This window comes from Luteimonas sp. Soil_N_1, assembly GCF_057656255.1.
The window spans coordinates 2778861-2796973 of record NZ_JBDGKS010000001.1; the positions used below are offsets into that span (position 1 = coordinate 2778861).

Genomic DNA, 18113 nt, shown 5'->3' on the forward strand with positions numbered 1-18113 from the left:
GCATAATGGTCGGAGCCTCCTGCAAGGGGGTTCGGTCAACTTAAGCGGGCCGTCCACGGGGAGTGGCGGCGCCGCGTAAAGGATTACAAGTGCCCATGCTCAAGAGCTTCGTCGCTGGCTGTGTTTTTTCCGGCCTGCTCCTATCTGCCCCTTCGCCCGTTTCCGCAAGCCTGACCACAGGCAACGATCTTCTCGCCTCGTGTGGGAGTGTCATTAGCACGCTCGATGGTGGTCGATTTCAGGGCAGCGCATTCGAGGGCGGAAGTTGCATCGGTTTTTTGCAGGGGATGACCAACACAATCGTGATCTACCAGATGATCCACAACGTCAAGCGCGACGTATGCCTGCCCGAGGGAGGAATCGAGAATGGTCAGGCGGTCCGCATCGTCGTCAGCTATCTGCGGGCCAATCCGCAGTCGCTACACCAATCCGGCACTACGCTCGCATATCTCGCTTTCTCTGACGCGTTTCCTTGTCCCTAGCTCGGCAGAGACGGGATGGAAGCTGCTTTACGGGGCCTACTGGGTACGATTACTGGCGCAGCGGCAAACTGGGCATCTGCAGCCGTAACTTACTAGAGGTATCAGAATGAACCTCCCGTCTGTTCCCACGGACAACCTCTACAAATTCATGGCACTCTCAGGCCTGATCGCTGCGGGGGTTGCTTTTTACTTCCCCGCAAATCGGTTGTATGAGGTCAGACTTCTTATCGTTGACGCCACTTTGCAGGCGGAGCTGTTGGAGATCGAGCACGACCAGATCGGCCGCGACCTGACGGTTCTCGAGGAGGACGTGAAGCGGCTTGACGCAGACAGGCCATGCGGCTCGGCGGACGCGGATCGGGCTACGATTTCGAAGTGTGGGAAATTGCGCGAGGATGTTACGAAGCTCAAGGAACGCAGTCACGCGTTTGAAATCAAGAGTGCGCAGATCCAATCCGAGAGGAGCAAGATCGATGTGTTGCTCGAACAGGTTGCGTGGATGGGGCGGCTCTCGTTCTTCGGTTTGTTTGGAGGAAGCGTTACCAGCCTCGTCGGATTTCTTTGCTGGTACTTACGCGTACAGCGGCCAGCAGACGAGCGTGCACTCGGACTTCACGGGCGTCCCTCTGAAGGGGAAGCTTGAGGTAGTCGAGGAACAAAGTACGCGGCCCACGGGCTGACTCGGAGACCTGGCGCGAAGGAATTACGATCACGTTGCCGTCAAACAGATCAGGCGCACCGTTTATACCCTTCCGCGCCTGCCTCAAGCAGCTTGGCGGTGTTCCTCGCACGGCCTCAACGCGTCGATGCGGTCTCTCGCCGTTCCTCAGCCGCGGTCGCCAACTGCCCGCTGAAAATCGGCTATGGATTGCGCCACTGCACGGGCTCCCGGCAGCGCCATCCAAGGGAAAACACTGTTGACCTTGGACGCGGCAACGAGAGCTTGACCATCGGCCACTAGAGCTGAGACTTCTTCAAACAGAGTACGCGGGAGAGACAGCCCCGCGTCTCCGATAGGTACGAGCACGAAGTCTCCAGATGTATTGAAGCTTCCGGTGCCGGCCCTGCTCAAATGGCGGCTCGCCTTCTCATCGCGGATCACCTCTGACAGCTCGTCCAGAAGCGCCCTGAATCGCTCTAAGTGCTCCGGATCGAGAGATACCGACTGGGAAGCGCGAAAGGCATCGGACTCGTGCACGGACAGATACACCCTGTCGTTATGCGGTGTGTAACTGATCGAGACGGCCCCCGAGTCAATGCGCAGAGGCTCTAGATGGACTGTGGTGGTCGTTCCCAAGCTGCTGCCCCTCGCCGATAAGTCTGTCCGAGTATAGGAGGCGGAGTCGCGGTGGTCCGGTTCTACCCGTATTGCGTAGAGAACAGCTGCACGCCCTTGAGCGGCATGCGGTAGGCGCACCCATAGTTGCACTGGGGGAGTCAGGCCCCAGGGGCCAGGCCTGCGACTGATCGACCGGAGGTCGACACCCTTTCTCAGCCATCCTCCTTCAATGGGGGGACTTGGCGATCGGTGCGGGGTACTGTCGGGGTGCTGTCGTGTCCCGCTGGGACGGCGACTTCCAGACTGGAGGCACCAAAAAGCCCACTGAGGGGACGCCATGAACACCGCTGAGATTGCCGCCGACATCCGACTCCTGAGCGCTGAAGAGCTGGCGCATTGCATCCGCTCGTTCCGTAGTGGAAAGAAGTGGTCTCAGGAGCAACTGGCCGAAATTTCCAGCCTCAGCGTCCGGACGGTCCAGCGCGTGGAGAGGGGGGAGGATGCGAGCTTTGACACTCGCCGCTCTCTTGCACTTGCGTTCGGCTTCGACGACATCGACGCCTTTAACAAGCCACTTGCGATTCCAACCCCTGAGGGGCTGAAGGAAGCTCAGGAAAGGTTTGAGAACGACAACTTAGTCCTGCCGGTGCGGCCGCTCACGACCGGTCGCCGCTTAGCGGAGCTGGCTGAGGAATGCGAGCTGGATTTGATCCAGCCGATGGTCGAGCTGGCCCGGGAGGCGGCTGTCGAGCTTGCTGCTTTGACCGACTACTTCAGGGAATTTCGCGACTGCGCGGACCTCTATACGGAAGTCCAGAAGCTCGATGTCCACGACGATCTACAGGCGCATATCGAGACCCTGAGTTCGCTTGGGGTTTCCTTGCGGTATGCGACCCGTGCCGTCGCGCTCAACTGGGGCGAATCGGCGGAAGACTCAACCTCGACGAAGGCGACCACTCTGTATCTGGTCGCGTATCTCGTCGGCTCAGAGCGGGACAAGATCGCCGTGCCGCGCAGGACAGGCGTCCGCTTCTAGTTATTCATTACGGGGACTTAGGATGCCCGGCGGGTCAGGCCGGGCCGTTGCTGCCAGTTTGAGCGTATGGGGTCGAAAAAAAATAAACACCCTACGCCGCGGCCGTCACCCGGTTACAAACCTTCGTCCAGCGTCAGCGGAAACTCGTGCGCGGGTAGCTGCACGTCGCCGTAGAGAAGCGTCACCAGCTCGTCGATTCGTGCTCCCATGCGTTCGATCTGGAAGCCGCAAGTGTCGTGCATGTCCACAAACACCGGCCGACCGAATCTATAGCCATCGATCCGGAACGCCATGCTCGCGCTGACCGTGCCGCCAAAAGAGACACCCGGCGGCACGAGGGTTATAGATCGCACGGTGCTGTCGCTGTGGGCGACAAGCTGGTTTCGTGTGTCGATCAGCTTTTTATGTGCCACCCGCAGGCGCTGATCAGCAAACTCGCTCCAGTGACGGGAGAGAGTTCCAGTTCCCTTATTGCCGCTGAAGGGACGCCCGTAGGCGACCACGGCGGCATTGAACAGTGGGGCGTACAACTCGTGGCCTAGGCCAGTGACCCGTTCCAGAATCAGGCCGCACGCTCGTTGGGCACTCGCGATGTCGGACCGAGCTACAACGAGCTTGTGCATCTCCAGTTTCAGGACAGCCCTAGTGTCTTTTCGCTTTGTCATGGACACAGCCGAAGTGGTCGCGCCGCTTCGCAAAAAGACAGATAGGCGCGGATGGATGGAAAGAATTCTCAGCCCGCCTTGCGCAGCGGCATCGGCACCACGTTGTCTCCCGCTGCCGCCGCAAGCGCCGCCGCCTCCGCTTCCAACTGGCGCAATTGCTCCTGCGCTTCCCTGATACCGTCGCCGACTAGGTTGCCGATCTGACGCATCGGATTGTGTTCAGCGTGCGCGTAGCGATTCGTTGTGGAGGCCTGCGTATGGCCAAGCGCCTTGCCGACGACTGCAAGGCTGCCACCCTGCGAGATCGCCTGCGTGGCGAAGCTATGCCGCAGGACATGCGGAGAGACGCGAAGCTCCCTCGGCGCGTCATCATCGAGAAGGCCGGCATCCTCAAAAATTGCAGTGATGCTCCGCTTCGGGCTGGCAATGGGGCTTCCCGGTTTCTGCCCCGGAAACAGCCACTCGGATGTGGCACCGCCCTCGTTTTGGGCCTTCATTTCCTTCAGCAGAGCTACCGCCTGAGGCATCAAAGTAATCACATGCAGCCGATTCTGTTTGGTTTCGTGGCTGGGCTTGCTCCAGACCGCGCCGACTAGATCGAACTGATCCCATCTCGCACGCATCGTTTCGCCCTTGCGAGCACCCGTGAACACCAAGAGGCGCAGCAGGTTGGCCGACAGCTGGTGCGGGGACCGATCACAAGCAGCGAGGAGACGCGCGGTTTCGAGGGGCGTTAGGAAACGCTCCTTCTTCTTCTCGGGGTTGCGCTTCACCGACGAGCAGGGGTTATCCGTACGGATGCCTTGGGCGATGGCCTCCGCGAACAATGTTGAGGCTGTTGCCAGGACGCGGTTCGCGGTGGTGGCACCCGTATTCTTGGTCGTGCCGTCCGTGTTGAGGCTCCGCGCCGCTCGCTCCGCGCCTCGAAACATGTTCACGATGTCTGTATGCGAGACCTTCGCAGCTTCCTTGGTTCCCAGCGCCGGCAAGATGGTGTCCCTCAAGTAGCGCTCGTAGCCTTCTCGCGTCGCGGACTTGCGCTTCGGCAGGACCTCTTGGCGGTAGTGCTCGACAAGCCGCCGCACCGACCACGCCCTCCTCGCCTCAGCCTTGGCCGTGGACGGGTCTGCTCCCATCGTGACCTCCGCCAGCTTCTGCTGGGCGAGTTTGCGGGCTAGATCGGCGGTCAGGACGCCGTAGTCACCGAGGGTGAGGCGTGCTCTCCGTCCGGGCACCCGATATCGGATGACGAATTGCTTCTTGCCGCTGGCTAGGACACGAAGCTGGAATCCACGCAGCTCCGAATCGCTGTACTCGCCGGGCGGCAGCACGCCGTCCACTGCGGGCGCCTGCTTGGCGTCGCAGAAGTTCTTGGTCAACTTGTATTGGGGCATTGCTCGTCTCTCTGGATGGAGCCGAGAGACCGCGTGGGGCCACTGTGGGGCCAGCGTGGGGACTACTTGGTCCATCTCCGGTAAACATAGTCTGGAGCATGGGGCCAATAAAACGCAATTGGATCAGTCTCTTGCCGCCATCAGATCAGGTGGTCCATCTTCGTACAACACATGAGACCGTGACTGTTAATCAGGGGGTCGTTGGTTCGAGTCCAACTTCGGGCGCCAGATTCAAAAAAGCCGCGACTCAGTCGCGGCTTTTTTTTGGCAAAACCAATTGCTTTTCGTTCACCAGCACCCGGCAGTCGACGGCGTCCTGGCGCCCTGCTGGTTGACCGTCAAGGTGCCACATGTCGCGTCCGGCTGCCGGTTCGTCGGCGCGGCCTGAACCGCGAACTGCCGCGCGACGGGGGTTGCCACGAAACTGACGGTGTAGAAATCAGCCAGAGCCGGGTCACAAGTCGGAGCCGGTGCCCCCACGTATGTCATGCGCGTCGTGTAGTAACGCTCCATGAGCTGCGCATGTTCCTGCAGACACGATGTGACAGCCGTCCGACGCGACTTGACCAGGTACTGCATGTACGCCGGATAGGCGATCGCAGCCAGGATGCCGATGATGGCGACGACGATCATCAGCTCGACCAAGGTGAATCCACCCGGCTTGTGGACGCGGAAGCTGGGCTTTCTGGAACAGGGCTTCTGCATGTCATCAGTTCCTGATCAGCTCGCGCCAGGACACTCGCCTGAGGTCGTCTCCTGAAGCATTGGTCTGGACGACCGCACTGGTGCCGTCATCCAGGCTTGTGTACATGATGTCGCCGAGGAAGATCGGATTGCTCGGGCTGCTGTCGTAGCCGATTCCGGACACCGGAACGCCATTCAACATGTCCTTTGCGTCCACCTTTCCATCACCCGTGACATCGAAGAAATTCCCCGACAGTCGCCCTCCTGTAAAAGGATCGATTGCCATCGTGAAGCCCTTGCCACTGGGGCTGCAGACGTCGTTTGCGTCCGGAATCCGGGTAGTGCCGATGAGGGTGAGGCCCTGGAAGAAGTTCGGGACAACCATGCGCTCACCCCGAGCTACGCCGTCTGGAGGAACAAGGTCCATCACCCACCCGTTCGTACCAGGACTGCCGACCTCGTCGATGACGCGTACATCACGCCCAGCGACTACGCCTTCAGCCTGAATTCCGACGCTGCGCAAGCCGCTGGTGATCGTGGCACCTTTGTCGATTAGGCCGTACCAACTCTGGACGTCCTTGTTCGAGACGTCTGCGGAATTCAGATAGCGGCCAGTGCCTAGAAATACCCAGGTCTGCAACGTGCGCGGGTTCCGCGCAACCAGAGGCGTTGCGGTAATCGGCTTCGACTCACCCGCAGCAAAGAGCAAGCTGGAAGTGCCAGCAGCCAGATCGAACTTCCAAAGGTTGCCCTTCAGGTCACCCGCGTAAGCGGCATCAAAGATGCCATTGCCCTCTGTAGACCATGCGTTGATACCCGACAGGCCATTGCCGCCACCTGCCCCAGTGGAGACCGAGGCAACCGCGCCTGTACCGATATCGATTGAAATGAGCCTCGCAACGCCGTCTGAACTGTTGGGACCATTTCCAAGCAAAACCCGCCACTCTCCGCTCGATACCTGGGCGACGATCGGCTGGCCGAGATTGTTGCCCAGCGCTGCGGCGTCCACTTCCCATAGCAGCGAAGGTGACGCAGGATCGGTAACGTCTAGCGCGAAAGCACTCTTCCCACCTCGCCCCATCGTCCCGACGACCACTGTTCGCCACCCGGTACCGTTGTACCAGTCTGCAGCAGTCAACGATCCGTCGACCGTATATGCATGCTCATAATCGGGGTCGGTATATCCGCCTTCACCGTGAAGCTTAGCTGCGCCTTCCGTGGGAACAAACGCAAATAGCTCCCTGCCAGTCGTCGCATTGAATGCATGCAACATGCCGTCGTTGGCGCCTACATAGATGACGGGGGTGCGCGACCCGTGTGCTGCAGCGAACGCGGCATACTGAGCCGCACCCGGAAAATTCTGCCCGGCAAACAAACGACTGTTTGGAACGCCTACGAACGTAGGCTGCGAATTGACGATATCTCCGAGCACCCCGGCGCGATTCCGGAACACCCCACCACGGCTTTCTTCACCCGAGCGATCGCCACGCAGATACTCCACCTCGGCGCGGCTCATACCAAGGACCGCTCCTTCGAACGGCTCTAGCTCGCCACCACCATTGAAGAATATCTTCCGAGCATCTGGTGCGCTATTGGTTGGGCCCCATACCGGAAAGTTGCTGGAGGCAGACCACGCCAGTGTCAACGCCCCCGTAGATAGGCTTACGTCATATGCGTTGAGTTCACCACTCCACTCGTTGTTCTGCCCCGTTCTGAACTGTGCCTGATAGCTCTTTGCACCAGCCTCCAGTCGGGTCGTATTGCTCGCAAACGAACTTGCTGACCCCTGCATTTCATCGAGAATATTCTGGAATGCCAGCCTCAGACTGGCAATCATACGTGTCGCATCTGCCGCAGCGTAGAAATTCTTCGGACGTTTGAACCTAGGAGTGACATCACCCGGTGTCGTCCACCAAGCGTCCTCCAAGGGTTGGGCTCGAGTGTCAGGGTTGTAACCCTCCGGAACGGTGAAGCCGCCATATTTGGTAGCCAGATAGTACTGATTGGTCTCTGGAGTCTTGTAATTTTCGTCGGTACGACCTTCGATGACATCCACCCAGTGCGTGGAAATTGTCTGCATCCCGCTGAAGCCATTCGGTCTTGTCTGCGGACGAATATCTCGAGTGTGCGAGTCGTAGGCCAGCGCGGCAATGAACGCAGAGTTCTTGTGACCATCATTATTGAAATGATCCCGAAGCGCGCGCTGACGCGCCACGGCCTCCGTCCACCCCATTTCCATCCGGAAGATTTTCGTCATCATCTCGACAACGTCGACCGTTTTATCTTCGCGGACTTCAACCGGTTTTGTCGGCTCTCTTGCCGACGACGTCTGGGACGCGCTCGGCAGATTTTTGTCATCCCACGTGTTTGTATCGCCGATGCCGAGAATGACATTCGTCTGGCACTGATAGCGGATAGGATCGCGAACCCTGACGCCGTCCACCTCATGATCCCAGTCGGTAATTATGGGAAACCCATCTGCACGCTGGTAACGCTCATTCGCATTTCCTTGCAGAGCAGAGTAAGCCTCGACATCCACGAGATTCTTGAAATACCGCACCGCGGCGTAATACAGCTCACTCACGTTATCCTGGCTCTTCACCGCCTTCCCGGTGTTCATCTGCCCGAACTTGTTAATGTAATTTATGACGCCACTATTCCGAATAGTGCAACCACCAGGAAGCGTACATCCTCCTCCCTGAGACACACGCAGAGCGGTTGCAGCAGCATCAGCATAATCAGGGTTGTCGTACTGCTGCCCAGTCACAGGATCCCATTCACGTGCTGGGTTGCTCCGTTGACCTTCTTCCGGATAATACGTCAGCGGACCAACAAACTTCTGGTTGGCGCGCAGAACGCCTCCATCCAGCCGATCTCCGTTCACATTTTGATAGCTGAAGGCACTGTAGGTAATCTTATCCGAATATTCCTGGATCAGGCCTTCAGGCTTGTAATATCCACTCGGGTAAGAAACGCAGTTCGGCTCCAAGCCGACACCTGCATCACACACTTTCACGCGCACACTAACTTGATAGATGTTTCCAATCACCCGGTAGGTCGGAAGCTCAAAATTATTTTCGTTGTTATTTGGGTAGCAGCGAAGCTGATTGTCTCGATCGAGCAATCTAGGCCGCCCCCCCAAACACCTCGGCACGCAATTTACTTCTCCGGCGGAGCAAGCTCGACTACCGTAGGTGACCGGAGAAAGTGTCAAGGAATAAGGCGCTGGCTGAATAACGATTCCTCTAGCAAAAACTCCTGGAACCAAATCCGAAGCGAACCACATCTTGTTTCCGAGGTGCAAAATGCGCATGTAAATGCTTGACCAAGGAACCGGCGTAGCGCCACCAACCTGCCCTACATTGGTGACCGATCTATGCTCGAAGTTGCTAGTACTGCCCTGCCCGGCATCCGCAAATGCCTTTTCCAGCCATGTTTCCCCTTCTGTGTCCCTGACGCGGTAACCGCCGGTTAACGCAGATCGAAAAGGATCGATCGTTTGTGTCGCTGCCCAATTCAGGAAGTTGCCACTCCAATAGGGGCCGCTACACACCTTGTTAACAGCCCGACCGACCGGATAAAAATGATGTTCCGGCTCACTCCCTTTAAAGGCATATTCATAGCACTTAGCGGGGTCGAAATATCCCACTGCGTTTATTGCAGACGTATAATTCGTCTGTAGGTTAGCAGCACTGATTACCGTGGGAAATTCTACCGATGGCACCAGCGCCAGATTACCAGGCACATCGCTGCCCAGATACAGCGGTCGCTGTTCGATTTCTACAGAAACTGCAGACACTGAACTCAGCGCGGCAAGTACACCCACTGTGAAAGCCGCTGCACGCCCCCTGAAAGAGACCCGACGAGTATTTTCGTTGAATTTAGCTGCGTTCATGGCGTTTTCCGGAATACTCTGACTGCGCTACTTGATAGCAATATTGGAGTGGAGTACAACCACCGAACGATCAGCTGTGCCTGCTGGATCATGACTACGCGCTATGACGCGGTAAAAAGACTCCAGCGGCACTCCACCGCCCCCGCCATACTGGTTGGCACCTGCACTGAACCCAAGGTTCAGCTCATCGGTGCTGTCACGCTGCCCGAGGAACTGGATGTAGTACTGCGATCTTCCGGCTGCGAGCGATGGCGGCGCAGTTGTCGTAGTGACCCACTCCGAGCCGCCACCGGTGTAGGTATTGGACGGTGGAATCGGACAAGATGCACCGGCGGCGCTGCAGTCGATTCCAATCGGCGTTCCCGTGAGCACAGCCTGCCGCACCGCTGCCTCCGCTTCGCGCAGCGCTGATTCCGCAGACTGGAACGCGAGACTTCGGTCATACATGTTGGAGCTCATGCGCTCACGCAGGACGGTGCCGCGGATGGCCGCCAATCCCACCAGGGTCATGACCACCAGCACGATCAGTACGACAACCAGACTGATGCCGCTTTGCTTCTGCGGTCCGGGCGTGAATCGCGTCTGCTGGTTCATGGCGTACGGTTCCTCACATTCACAACGTGCTCGAAGTTACGGACGATCCGGCTGTTGTCGGTGCTGCCCACATTGGCTTCGCTTCGTGTTGACAGGGAAATGCGCATTGAAGTCACCGCCTGCCAGTTCGTGATGCCGCCCGCATCGACATATCCTCCCGAGTCAGCACCCTGCAGATACTGGATCCGCATATCCTGGACACCTTCCACCATTTCCTCTCGCGCCCCGCCATTGAGTACACGGAACAGGGAACGCCCGTCGCCCCTGCCGTTCTCTGCAACGAACCACCGCACACCGCTCAATCTACTGATGACAGAGTTCGCGCCATACAGATAAGTCGGTGCATCGGAATCACAGGGTGCCGGAAGGACATTCAGGCTGTTACTGCAGTTGCCGGTGTGTGCGTGATCGATCGTGTTGCTCGCCGGCACGATGATCGCCCGGAAGACAGCCAGTTGCCGCATGTCGCAGACCATCAATACATCGTTGTTCTGGAACAGACCTGCGTTGTCGACGGTGAATACGGTGCCCGTTTGGGACGTCACATTGGCAAGTGCATCTCCCATCGAAAGAATCTGGACCGCATTGCTTTCCGCCACTCCTCCCACCTCGGTGGCGTCAGCAATTCCACGCAAGGGTTGCGTCCAGTTCGTCCACCAGTTGGCACCGGTCGAATCCGCGACGTTTGCAAGTGGCAGGTTGACATCGCACGGATTCCCGCCCGCTTCACGCAAGTCGCGGGCCATGAGTTCAAATCCGAACTGCACGCTTTCCTGGGCCCGCCCCAGCCCCTCGGTCGCGCGGTAGGCTTGTTGGCTGGACAGGAAGATGCCTGTCACTGCGCCCAGGACAACCAGACCTATCACCATCGCGACCATCAGTTCGATCAGCGACATGCCCCGCATCACTGCACGGGAGGCGAAAGGAGAACGGAAGGCACTCATAGTGTGGTTACCGTCTGAACCTGCCGCTGCGCACCACCCTCGACACGCTCGGCGCCAGTGGCCGACGCATTGGTGGCGCGTCCTCTCGTGTCATCCCACTGGACGGTGACCGTACAGACGCCAGCGGCACACGCCACCTGCGCACAAGTGGTTGTGTCGCTAGCGGGGTCAACGTCCGCCCCTACCATGGCTCGCTTCAGTGACGTGATCCAGCGGGCCAGATCCGTCTGCGCCAGGCTCGTGCCGGTGGGAATGCTGCACTCCATGGCGGCCAGGTTGTACTCGCCATTGAGCGCTGCAGCACGGTTGGCGCGCATCGAGTCGAGAATGGAGTAGGAAAACGCCACGACCTGACTCCGTTCGAGCGAGCTCTGACCATTGCGCAACGCCGTTGCCTGCATCGCCCCGATGCCGAGCAGTGCCACCGCCAGTACCAGCACGGACACCATCACTTCGATCAGGCTGACACCACTCTGTTGCCTCGTCAGACGCCCCTGACTGGAGTGTTTCCACACGGTTCGCATCGTCCGGATTCCTGTCACGGGCAGGCACCCCCGCCATTGGCTCTTTCGATGGAGATGCGCGATGCCGAGGCGAGGCTCACATTGCGCTGGTTCTCGGGCGGGCTCGCTGTCGGAATGCAGACGGTCATCGCACTGTTGACGGCAGTGACCACCAACCCATCCGGCGCATACGTCACGCGCTCCACGCCCGAGGTCACCCGTACCGGCGGTACAACTGCGTGCGCACGCAGAACGGAATTGTTCGCATCCAGAACTGTGAGCCAGTGATTCCACGTGCCGCCACATGTCGCCCCATCTTGACTGCCGCACACCGATACACGTGCATTGCGGGCAATCGCCTCGCTACGTGCCAGCTGCAGTGATGCGGCCAGATCCTCGGCATGTGTGTTCAATCGGCCGGCATTGATGATCGAAGTAAACGCGGGGTAGGCGATCGCCGCGAGAATGCCAACGACGGCAACCGCCACGGCCAGTTCGATCAGCGAGAACCCCCTCTGCGCCGACCGACCGCTCACCGTGAAACACCGGTACAAATCAGACCGCATAGCCCCCTCCCCTTGGCAGACATTCACCTTAGAGGCCTGGCGAGACGTGCTCCAGCTGTTTCGGGACAAACGGTAGGATCTGCCGCATGGATGGCGTTGTGCCTCCCGCCCGCGCCCGACGCCATCGCATCAGGTCACGAGTCTGCTTATGCCCATGCCCTCCAGCCGCCCTTCCATCCATCCGCTCGACACGCTCTGGCAGGCCAAGAGCCTCATCCGCACCGTGATGGTGGGGCTTGCGCTGGCTGGCATCCTTGCCATCGCGCCTGGTGTATCGGGGGACCGCTTGATCTACTTTGCCGTCGCCGCTTTCGCTACGCAGTGGATCATCCTCATCTCGTTCGGCGTCCTGTACCTGTGCCGGAGCTGGCTCTCACGACTCTCGCCGCCCCGCATCGCCCAGCTCGGTCTTGCGGCGCTGCTACTGAGTACGTGGCTGGTGTGCTGGCTGGGCTGGCTGGCGCTGGGGGACCTGTGGCCGGTGCCGGACCGCCGCTGGCTGAGCTTGACCTGGCAGCTGACCGGTATCGCCCTGACCGTTGGATTGATCGCACTGGTGGCGTTCCACGCCCAGTGGAATACGCACCAGCTCACACTCCGCGCCAAGCAGGCGGATCTGGAAGCCTTGCAGGCCCGGATCCGCCCCCACTTCCTGTTCAACACGATCAATACCGGCATTGCGCTGGTCCACGACCGCCCCGACGCCGCCGAACAACTCCTCCTCGCGTTATCCGATCTGTTCCGCGCAGCCATCTCGGACGCCGATACAGTCGTGCTCGAAGAAGAGCTCGCCCTCACCAGGCGATATCTTGAGATCGAGCAGCTTCGATTCGGCCACCGACTGGAGGTCCGCTGGAACATCCCGGGCGACATCGAAGGCCTCCCGGTCGAGCTGCCCCCGCTCTCCATCCAACCGCTGGTCGAAAACGCGGTGAAACATGGCATCGAGCCGCAGATGCAGGGTGGTCACATCTCCATCAGCGCCCGCCGGACCGACGACGCTGTGATGATCGTTGTCCGCAACAGGGCGTGTGGGTCAGCCGCGTCCGCAGGACATGGAATCGGCCTGGAGGCGGTCTCCGGCCGGATAGAGGCCTTTACGGGTGGAGAAGGGAGCCTTGCCACGCGCGTGGAGCACGACGAATACGTCGCCGAGCTTTCGGTTCCCTTTGCGCAGCCACGACAGATCCGAGCAGGCGTCCCGGCCCCGTAGCCGGTGCGCCTGGTCGGTCTGCTTCGCTCAGGCCACCACCTCGTAACAAGGCCTGTAATCACCGGCGATCTTCATGCGCCGTTGGTCGACGAACGCGCGCAGCAATGCGTCGAGCGACTGCATGATGTCGCGGTCGCCATTGATGCGGAACGGGCCGAATTCCTCTACCCGTCGCATGCCGTCTTCCTTGACGTTGCCCGCGACGATGCCCGAGAACGCGCGACGCAGATCGGCGGCGAGTGCGTGTGCATCGCGGCCGTGATGCAGATCGAGTGAGGCCATGGCCTCGTGGGTGGGCACGAAGGGTTGCTGGAGGTCGAGCGGGATCGACAGCGACCAGTTGAAATAGAACGAGTCCTTGTGGCCGACCCGGTATTCCTTGACCTTGCGGATGCCGGCCGCCATACGACGCGCGACCTGTTCGGGATCGGCGACGATGATCTCGTAGCGGGAGGCGGCTTCTTCGCCCAGGGTCAGGCGGATGAACTGGTCGATCTGCTCGAAGTACGGCGCCGACGCGGTCGGACCGGTGAGGATGAAAGGGAACGGGATCTCGCGGTTCTCTTCCTGCAGCAGCAGGCCGAGCAGATACAGAATCTCCTCCGCCGTGCCCACACCACCGGGGAACACGATGATGCCGTGACCGAGGCGCACGAACGATTCGAGACGCTTCTCGATGTCCGGCATGATCACCAGCTGGTTGACGATCGGGTTCGGCGATTCGGCGGCGATGATGCCCGGCTCGGTGATGCCGATGTAGCGCGCCGGATACTGGCGCTGCTTGGCGTGGGCGACATTGGCGCCCTTCATCGGGCCCTTCATCGCACCCGGGCCGCAGCCGGTGCAGATGTCCATGCCACGCAGGCCGAGCTCGTAGCCGACCAGCTTGGTGTAGTCGTACTCGACGCGGTTGATCGAGTGACCGCCCCAGCAGACCACCATGTTCGGGTCGCCCGGCTGCAGCAGGCGCGCATTGCGCAACAGACCGAACACCGCGTTGGTGATCCCGGACGAAGTCTCGAGATCGGTCGCGTACTCCGGCCCAAGTTCGATGGCGGTGTAGGCCAGGTCGCGCACGACCGCGAACAGCAGCTCGGCGACGCCGCGGATGATCTGGCCATCGACGAAGGCCATCGCCGGCGCATTGGTCAGCTCGATCCGGATGCCGCGATCCTGCTGCAGCACCTGGATCTCGAAGTCGGGGTACAGCTCCTGGGCCGCACGCGGGTCGTCGGAGGCGCTGCCGCTGGTCAGCACGGCCAACGCACAGCGGCGCAGCAGATCGTGCATGCCGCCGGTAGACGCGTCCTTCAGGCGGGCGACTTCGTCGCGGGACAGCACGTCCAGGCCACCGCGGGGATACACATAGGCATTCACCGTGGGCAGCGCCGTCGCCGCCCTGTTCTCGTTACTCATTCTTCTTCGCTTTTCATAGGGGTGCGGCACTGTAGCGCAGGACCCTGCACATAAGAAAACGGCCGGGTTTCCCCGGCCGTTTCGTGTCACGCGTTCGATCCGGGGATCAGAACTTGTAGCGGAAGCTCAACATCGCCGACCAGCGGCTGACCGCGGTATTGCCCTTGTCGTTGTTGTTTTCCTGGATGCTGGCGCTGTCTGGACGTCGGTTGCCTGCATTGCTGAAGTTGTAGACGTACTTGCCGGTGGTCGGATCGATACCAGCATAGTTGGCGATGCGCTGGGTCGAGTTGAAGCCATAATCCTCGATCAACCCCCAATCTTTGTTGATCAGGTTGCCGATATTGAAGATATCGAGCGCGATCTCGCTGCGGTGGCCCTGGAAGAAACCCGGGAGTTCCTGGCTGATGCGCACATCGAAGCTGTTGACCCACTTCGCGCGGAACGCGTTGGCCGGCGCGACGCCGCCCTGGTAGCTCTTGTACTCCGGGTTCTGGTCGAGCCACTCGAAGAACGCCCGCTCCATCGCCGCACCACCGGTCCACAGCACATCGCCAGGGCCGGCCGGCACGTAGAACAGGTCGTTGGTGGCAGCGCCGTCGCCGTTGATGTCGTTGAAGTACACCAGGCTGTACGGGCGGCCCGAACGGCCTTCATAGAACGTCGAGACCTTGGTCTTGTAGTCGCCGAAGAAGGCGTGCTGCCACGAGACGATCGCGCTGAAACGATCCTTGATGGCATAGCGCGAGCCATAACTGACCGGATCGTTCGCGTCCAAGGCCAACGTACCGTTCCAGTTCGAGGTGTTCTGCGAGCTGCTAAGCGGGCTGACTTCGTTGGCCTCGGTGTAAGTGTAGGCCAGCGACCAGTTCCAGTCGCCATCATTGAACGGCTTCTGCAGCGAGAAAGTCGCCTGCGAGCTGTAGCCGCTGCTGGTGTTGCGACCGATCAGTACGTCACCGATATCGGATGGACGAGTGGCACGATTGAGCGCACCGTTCGATCCGTCCTGAATGCCCGTCGACCCAGCCAGCAGCGGGTTGCGTCCTGCCGCATTCCAGTAGATCTCACGGCCATCTTGCTGCGAAACGAACGTCGGCGAACCGACGTCAAGACGCTCGAAGTACACCGCATCCTTGACCTTGGTATAGAGGTACTCGGCTGACGCCACCACGCCGTACCACGGCAGTTCGTGATCGAACGCCAGGTTTGCCTTCCAAGAAGAAGGCTGACGGAAGCCAGGCTCCAAGACATCCACATTCAAACGGCCGGCGCCGCTTGTAGGAATGTAGGGATTATCGGGATCGACACCCGGGTTCAGAATCCGACTCGTCGCGTTCCTTTGGGTGTACTCGAGATAGTTGGCGCCGTTGTTGGAGTAGACGCCCGAGAGCCACACGTTGGGTGCGGCGCCCTGGAACAGACCGAAGCCACCACGCAGCTGCGTCGGACGCTCACTGTCGAAGGTGTAATTGAAGCCCACGCGTGGCTGCAGCAGGCTCTGGCCGGCGGTAACGGTGTTGTCGACGCCATACAGCTGCATGATGCGCGGCTGGTACACCTGTTGCGCGCTCCAGCTCGGGCGGTCCCACCGCAGGCCGTAGGTCAAGGTGAGGTTGTAATTGACGGCCCAGGTGTCTTGGACAAACAGACCGAGATTCTGGGTCTTGTACTGGGCAGGAACGCTGCCGGGACCAGTCGGAACACGAACAACGTACTCGCGCGGCCTGCCATTCTCGAAATCGTCGAGGCTGCCGAAATCGTACGCACCAAAAAGATTGCGGCCGTAGAAGTTGTAAACGTCGTTGTATTCGTAGTCGGCACCGAACTTCAGGGTGTGATCGCCCGCATAGAAATAGCCGGCAAGCGACGAACTCCACTGGCTCGTTTCCAAGACATTGGTGTGCGTGTTCTGCTCGGTACCGAAGTAAATCGAGTCGTTGCCCACCCGAACTCGGATCTGCGGTGCGCGCGTATAGGGATTGCGCACCGAGGTGTAATCGCGCTTGGAGACGCGGAACTCGGTGGTGAACGAGTCGGTCCAGTCGCTGAACAGTTCGCCGGCCCAGCTCTTGAAGGTCTTCTCCTGGTCATACCAGAAGCTGCTGAGCGACACTGCGGAGTTGGTGATCTGCGGGAAGCGCGGCTGGGCTTGGTCGAAGTTCGAGTAGCGCAGCATCGCGCGGTGGTTCTCGTTGATGTTCCAGTCGAGCTTGAGCGCGTACTCTTCAAGTTCGGTGCGGCTGGCGACCTGGTCGAATGCACCCGCCTGCAGACCGTAGCCGGTGGCGATCTGCTGCGCGCGCGCAATGTTGGCGTCGGTGATGCGGCCAGCGGCCAGCGGGGTGCCGCCGATGCTGACGCCCGGTGCACTGCGGGTGTTCTTCTCGTAGTTGGCGAAGAAGAACAGGCGATCCTTGATCAGCGGGCCACCGAAAGCGGCGCCGTAGGTCTTCTCGCTGTCGAAGCCGTTGAACTCGATGTCGCGCAGGTTCTCGCGCACCCAGTCGCCGTCGCGGTAGCTGCCATAGACTTCGCCGGAGAACTCGTTGGTGCCCGACTTGGTCACCACGTTCACGACCGCACCGGTGCCGCCGGTGATCGTAGTGTCGTAGTTGGCCAGGTCGATGTTGATCTCTTGGATCGCTGCCATGGAGACCGGCTGACGCTCGGTCGGCAGGTTGTTGGCTTCCAGACCGAACGGATCGCTGACCGACAGACCGTCGATGCGGATCACGTTGTAGCGGGTGTTCTGGCCACCGGCGGAGATCGCACCGTCCGCCTTGGACACCTGCGAAATGCGCGGATCGAGGCGGATGTAATCCTGGATGTTGTGGTTGGCCGACGGCAGCGATTCGATCACCTCGCGGGTCACGTTGCTGCCAGTGCCGATCTTGGTCGAGCTGAACACCTCGGAACCACCACCGATCGCGGTCGCGGTCACGCGCTCGAGCGTGGTGAGGTCGCCAGTGAGCGAGGAATTGACGGTGTTGACCTGATTGAGGTTCAGATAAACGTTGTCTTCAGTACGCGTGCCTTCACCCGGCTTGGTGACGGTGATGGTGTACGGACCACCCACACGCAGGCCACGGGCGTTGTAGCGGCCGCTCGCATCGGTCGTGGCACGGCTGACGGTGCCCGACTCGGTGTGCACGATGGTCACATCCGCGCCGGTCACGGGTGCGCCACCGGCGCCAGTCACCTGGCCGGCAACACCGGCGGACGTGCTCTGCGCGAACGCAGGAGCGGCTGCAAGGGCGACGATCAGGCCGAGCGACAGCTTGGAGAGTCGGGCGCGATGCGTGTGGTTCATGGGTCTATAGCCTCGATGCGTGGATGTCGGCGCAAGCCGGATGGCGAGCGACGGTCAGGTCTTCGAACAAGAATGGGGGCCCCGCCACAGCGCGCGGGCGAAGCGCCGTGGTTAACAACAGGTTAACAC

At 60.2% G+C, this 18113-nt stretch carries 15 protein-coding genes; 4 read left to right on the forward strand and 11 right to left on the reverse strand.

The window, feature by feature from the left end:
- Window positions 1-95 precede the first annotated feature (95 nt).
- Both AC3A4E_RS12910 and AC3A4E_RS12915 read left to right on the forward strand, forming a co-directional pair.
- Complete coding sequence (locus AC3A4E_RS12910) at window positions 96-482, forward strand: Rap1a/Tai family immunity protein (protein ID WP_487631825.1); 387 nt, start codon at window positions 96-98, stop codon at window positions 480-482.
- 106 nt (window positions 483-588) lie between these two features.
- A complete protein-coding gene (locus AC3A4E_RS12915; protein WP_487631826.1) occupies window positions 589-1125 on the forward strand; it encodes a hypothetical protein in 537 nt (178 codons plus the stop codon).
- A 183-nt stretch (window positions 1126-1308) separates the two neighbouring features.
- Here AC3A4E_RS12915 and AC3A4E_RS12920 read toward each other — a convergent pair whose 3' ends face one another.
- Window positions 1309-1680 (reverse strand): hypothetical protein, encoded by a 372-nt coding sequence (locus AC3A4E_RS12920; protein WP_487631827.1) that lies wholly within the window; start codon window positions 1678-1680, stop codon window positions 1309-1311.
- A 418-nt stretch (window positions 1681-2098) separates the two neighbouring features.
- On the opposite strand from AC3A4E_RS12920, the gene AC3A4E_RS12925 reads away from it, so the two are divergent.
- Window positions 2099-2797: a helix-turn-helix transcriptional regulator gene (locus AC3A4E_RS12925; RefSeq protein WP_487631828.1), complete on the forward strand. Its 699-nt coding sequence runs from the start codon at window positions 2099-2101 to the stop codon at window positions 2795-2797.
- Between the two features lie 113 nt (window positions 2798-2910).
- On the opposite strand, the gene AC3A4E_RS12930 is transcribed toward AC3A4E_RS12925, so the two are convergent.
- The 8 genes from AC3A4E_RS12930 to AC3A4E_RS12965 form a co-directional block, all read right to left on the reverse strand.
- Window positions 2911-3420: a hypothetical protein gene (locus tag AC3A4E_RS12930; RefSeq protein WP_487631829.1), complete on the reverse strand. Its 510-nt coding sequence runs from the start codon at window positions 3418-3420 to the stop codon at window positions 2911-2913.
- A gap of 110 nt (window positions 3421-3530) precedes the next feature.
- Window positions 3531-4856 carry a tyrosine-type recombinase/integrase gene (locus AC3A4E_RS12935; protein ID WP_487631830.1) on the reverse strand — a complete coding sequence of 442 codons (1326 nt, stop codon included), beginning with the start codon at window positions 4854-4856 and terminating at the stop codon, window positions 3531-3533.
- Window positions 4857-5144: 288 nt separating this feature from the next.
- Window positions 5145-5561: a type IV pilin protein gene (locus AC3A4E_RS12940; protein ID WP_487631831.1), complete on the reverse strand. Its 417-nt coding sequence runs from the start codon at window positions 5559-5561 to the stop codon at window positions 5145-5147.
- A 4-nt stretch (window positions 5562-5565) separates the two neighbouring features.
- Complete coding sequence (locus tag AC3A4E_RS12945; RefSeq protein ID WP_487631832.1) at window positions 5566-9435, reverse strand: pilus assembly protein; 3870 nt, start codon at window positions 9433-9435, stop codon at window positions 5566-5568.
- Between the two features lie 27 nt (window positions 9436-9462).
- The gene (locus AC3A4E_RS12950) at window positions 9463-10029 is read right to left on the reverse strand and encodes a pilus assembly PilX family protein (protein WP_487631833.1); all 567 of its coding nucleotides are present in this window, start codon (window positions 10027-10029) and stop codon (window positions 9463-9465) included.
- Window positions 10026-10973, reverse strand: a complete 948-nt coding sequence (locus tag AC3A4E_RS12955; RefSeq protein ID WP_487631834.1) for a prepilin-type N-terminal cleavage/methylation domain-containing protein — start codon at window positions 10971-10973, stop codon at window positions 10026-10028. The genes AC3A4E_RS12950 and AC3A4E_RS12955 overlap by 4 nt, the downstream gene beginning before the upstream one ends.
- Window positions 10970-11497, reverse strand: a complete 528-nt coding sequence (gene pilV / locus AC3A4E_RS12960) for a type IV pilus modification protein PilV (RefSeq protein WP_487631835.1) — start codon at window positions 11495-11497, stop codon at window positions 10970-10972. Before pilV ends, AC3A4E_RS12955 begins: the two co-directional genes overlap by 4 nt.
- A 14-nt stretch (window positions 11498-11511) precedes the next feature.
- Window positions 11512-12042, reverse strand: coding sequence for a GspH/FimT family pseudopilin (locus AC3A4E_RS12965; RefSeq protein ID WP_487631836.1), 531 nt, complete (start codon window positions 12040-12042; stop codon window positions 11512-11514).
- A 148-nt stretch (window positions 12043-12190) separates the two neighbouring features.
- Here AC3A4E_RS12965 and AC3A4E_RS12970 point away from each other — a divergent pair, with 148 nt between their 5' ends.
- Window positions 12191-13255: a sensor histidine kinase gene (locus tag AC3A4E_RS12970; protein ID WP_487631837.1), complete on the forward strand. Its 1065-nt coding sequence runs from the start codon at window positions 12191-12193 to the stop codon at window positions 13253-13255.
- Window positions 13256-13282: 27 nt separating this feature from the next.
- Here AC3A4E_RS12970 and ppnN read toward each other — a convergent pair whose 3' ends face one another.
- Together ppnN and AC3A4E_RS12980 are read right to left on the reverse strand one after the other, a co-directional pair.
- Entirely contained in the window at window positions 13283-14671 is a 1389-nt protein-coding gene (ppnN, locus tag AC3A4E_RS12975; RefSeq protein WP_487631838.1) for a nucleotide 5'-monophosphate nucleosidase PpnN, read from the reverse strand.
- A 106-nt stretch (window positions 14672-14777) separates the two neighbouring features.
- Entirely contained in the window at window positions 14778-17984 is a 3207-nt protein-coding gene (locus AC3A4E_RS12980; RefSeq protein ID WP_487631839.1) for a TonB-dependent receptor, read from the reverse strand.
- Window positions 17985-18113 lie beyond the last annotated feature (129 nt).

What these genes read in the sequence shown, in the direction of transcription:
- AC3A4E_RS12915 (WP_487631826.1), top strand. Translation starts at nt 589, where the DNA reads ATGAACCTCCCGTCTGTTCCCACGGACAACCTCTACAAATTCATGGCA.
- ppnN (WP_487631838.1), bottom strand. Translation starts at nt 14,671, where the DNA reads ATGAGTAACGAGAACAGGGCGGCGACGGCGCTGCCCACGGTGAATGCC.
- AC3A4E_RS12940 (WP_487631831.1), bottom strand. Translation starts at nt 5,561, where the DNA reads ATGCAGAAGCCCTGTTCCAGAAAGCCCAGCTTCCGCGTCCACAAGCCG.
- AC3A4E_RS12970 (WP_487631837.1), top strand. Translation starts at nt 12,191, where the DNA reads ATGCCCATGCCCTCCAGCCGCCCTTCCATCCATCCGCTCGACACGCTC.
- AC3A4E_RS12980 (WP_487631839.1), bottom strand. Translation starts at nt 17,984, where the DNA reads ATGAACCACACGCATCGCGCCCGACTCTCCAAGCTGTCGCTCGGCCTG.
- AC3A4E_RS12925 (WP_487631828.1), top strand. Translation starts at nt 2,099, where the DNA reads ATGAACACCGCTGAGATTGCCGCCGACATCCGACTCCTGAGCGCTGAA.
- AC3A4E_RS12910 (WP_487631825.1), top strand. Translation starts at nt 96, where the DNA reads ATGCTCAAGAGCTTCGTCGCTGGCTGTGTTTTTTCCGGCCTGCTCCTA.
- AC3A4E_RS12950 (WP_487631833.1), bottom strand. Translation starts at nt 10,029, where the DNA reads ATGAACCAGCAGACGCGATTCACGCCCGGACCGCAGAAGCAAAGCGGC.
- AC3A4E_RS12935 (WP_487631830.1), bottom strand. Translation starts at nt 4,856, where the DNA reads ATGCCCCAATACAAGTTGACCAAGAACTTCTGCGACGCCAAGCAGGCG.
- AC3A4E_RS12955 (WP_487631834.1), bottom strand. Translation starts at nt 10,973, where the DNA reads ATGAGTGCCTTCCGTTCTCCTTTCGCCTCCCGTGCAGTGATGCGGGGC.
- AC3A4E_RS12965 (WP_487631836.1), bottom strand. Translation starts at nt 12,042, where the DNA reads ATGCGGTCTGATTTGTACCGGTGTTTCACGGTGAGCGGTCGGTCGGCG.
- pilV (WP_487631835.1), bottom strand. Translation starts at nt 11,497, where the DNA reads ATGCGAACCGTGTGGAAACACTCCAGTCAGGGGCGTCTGACGAGGCAA.
- AC3A4E_RS12930 (WP_487631829.1), bottom strand. Translation starts at nt 3,420, where the DNA reads ATGCACAAGCTCGTTGTAGCTCGGTCCGACATCGCGAGTGCCCAACGA.
- AC3A4E_RS12945 (WP_487631832.1), bottom strand. Translation starts at nt 9,435, where the DNA reads ATGAACGCAGCTAAATTCAACGAAAATACTCGTCGGGTCTCTTTCAGG.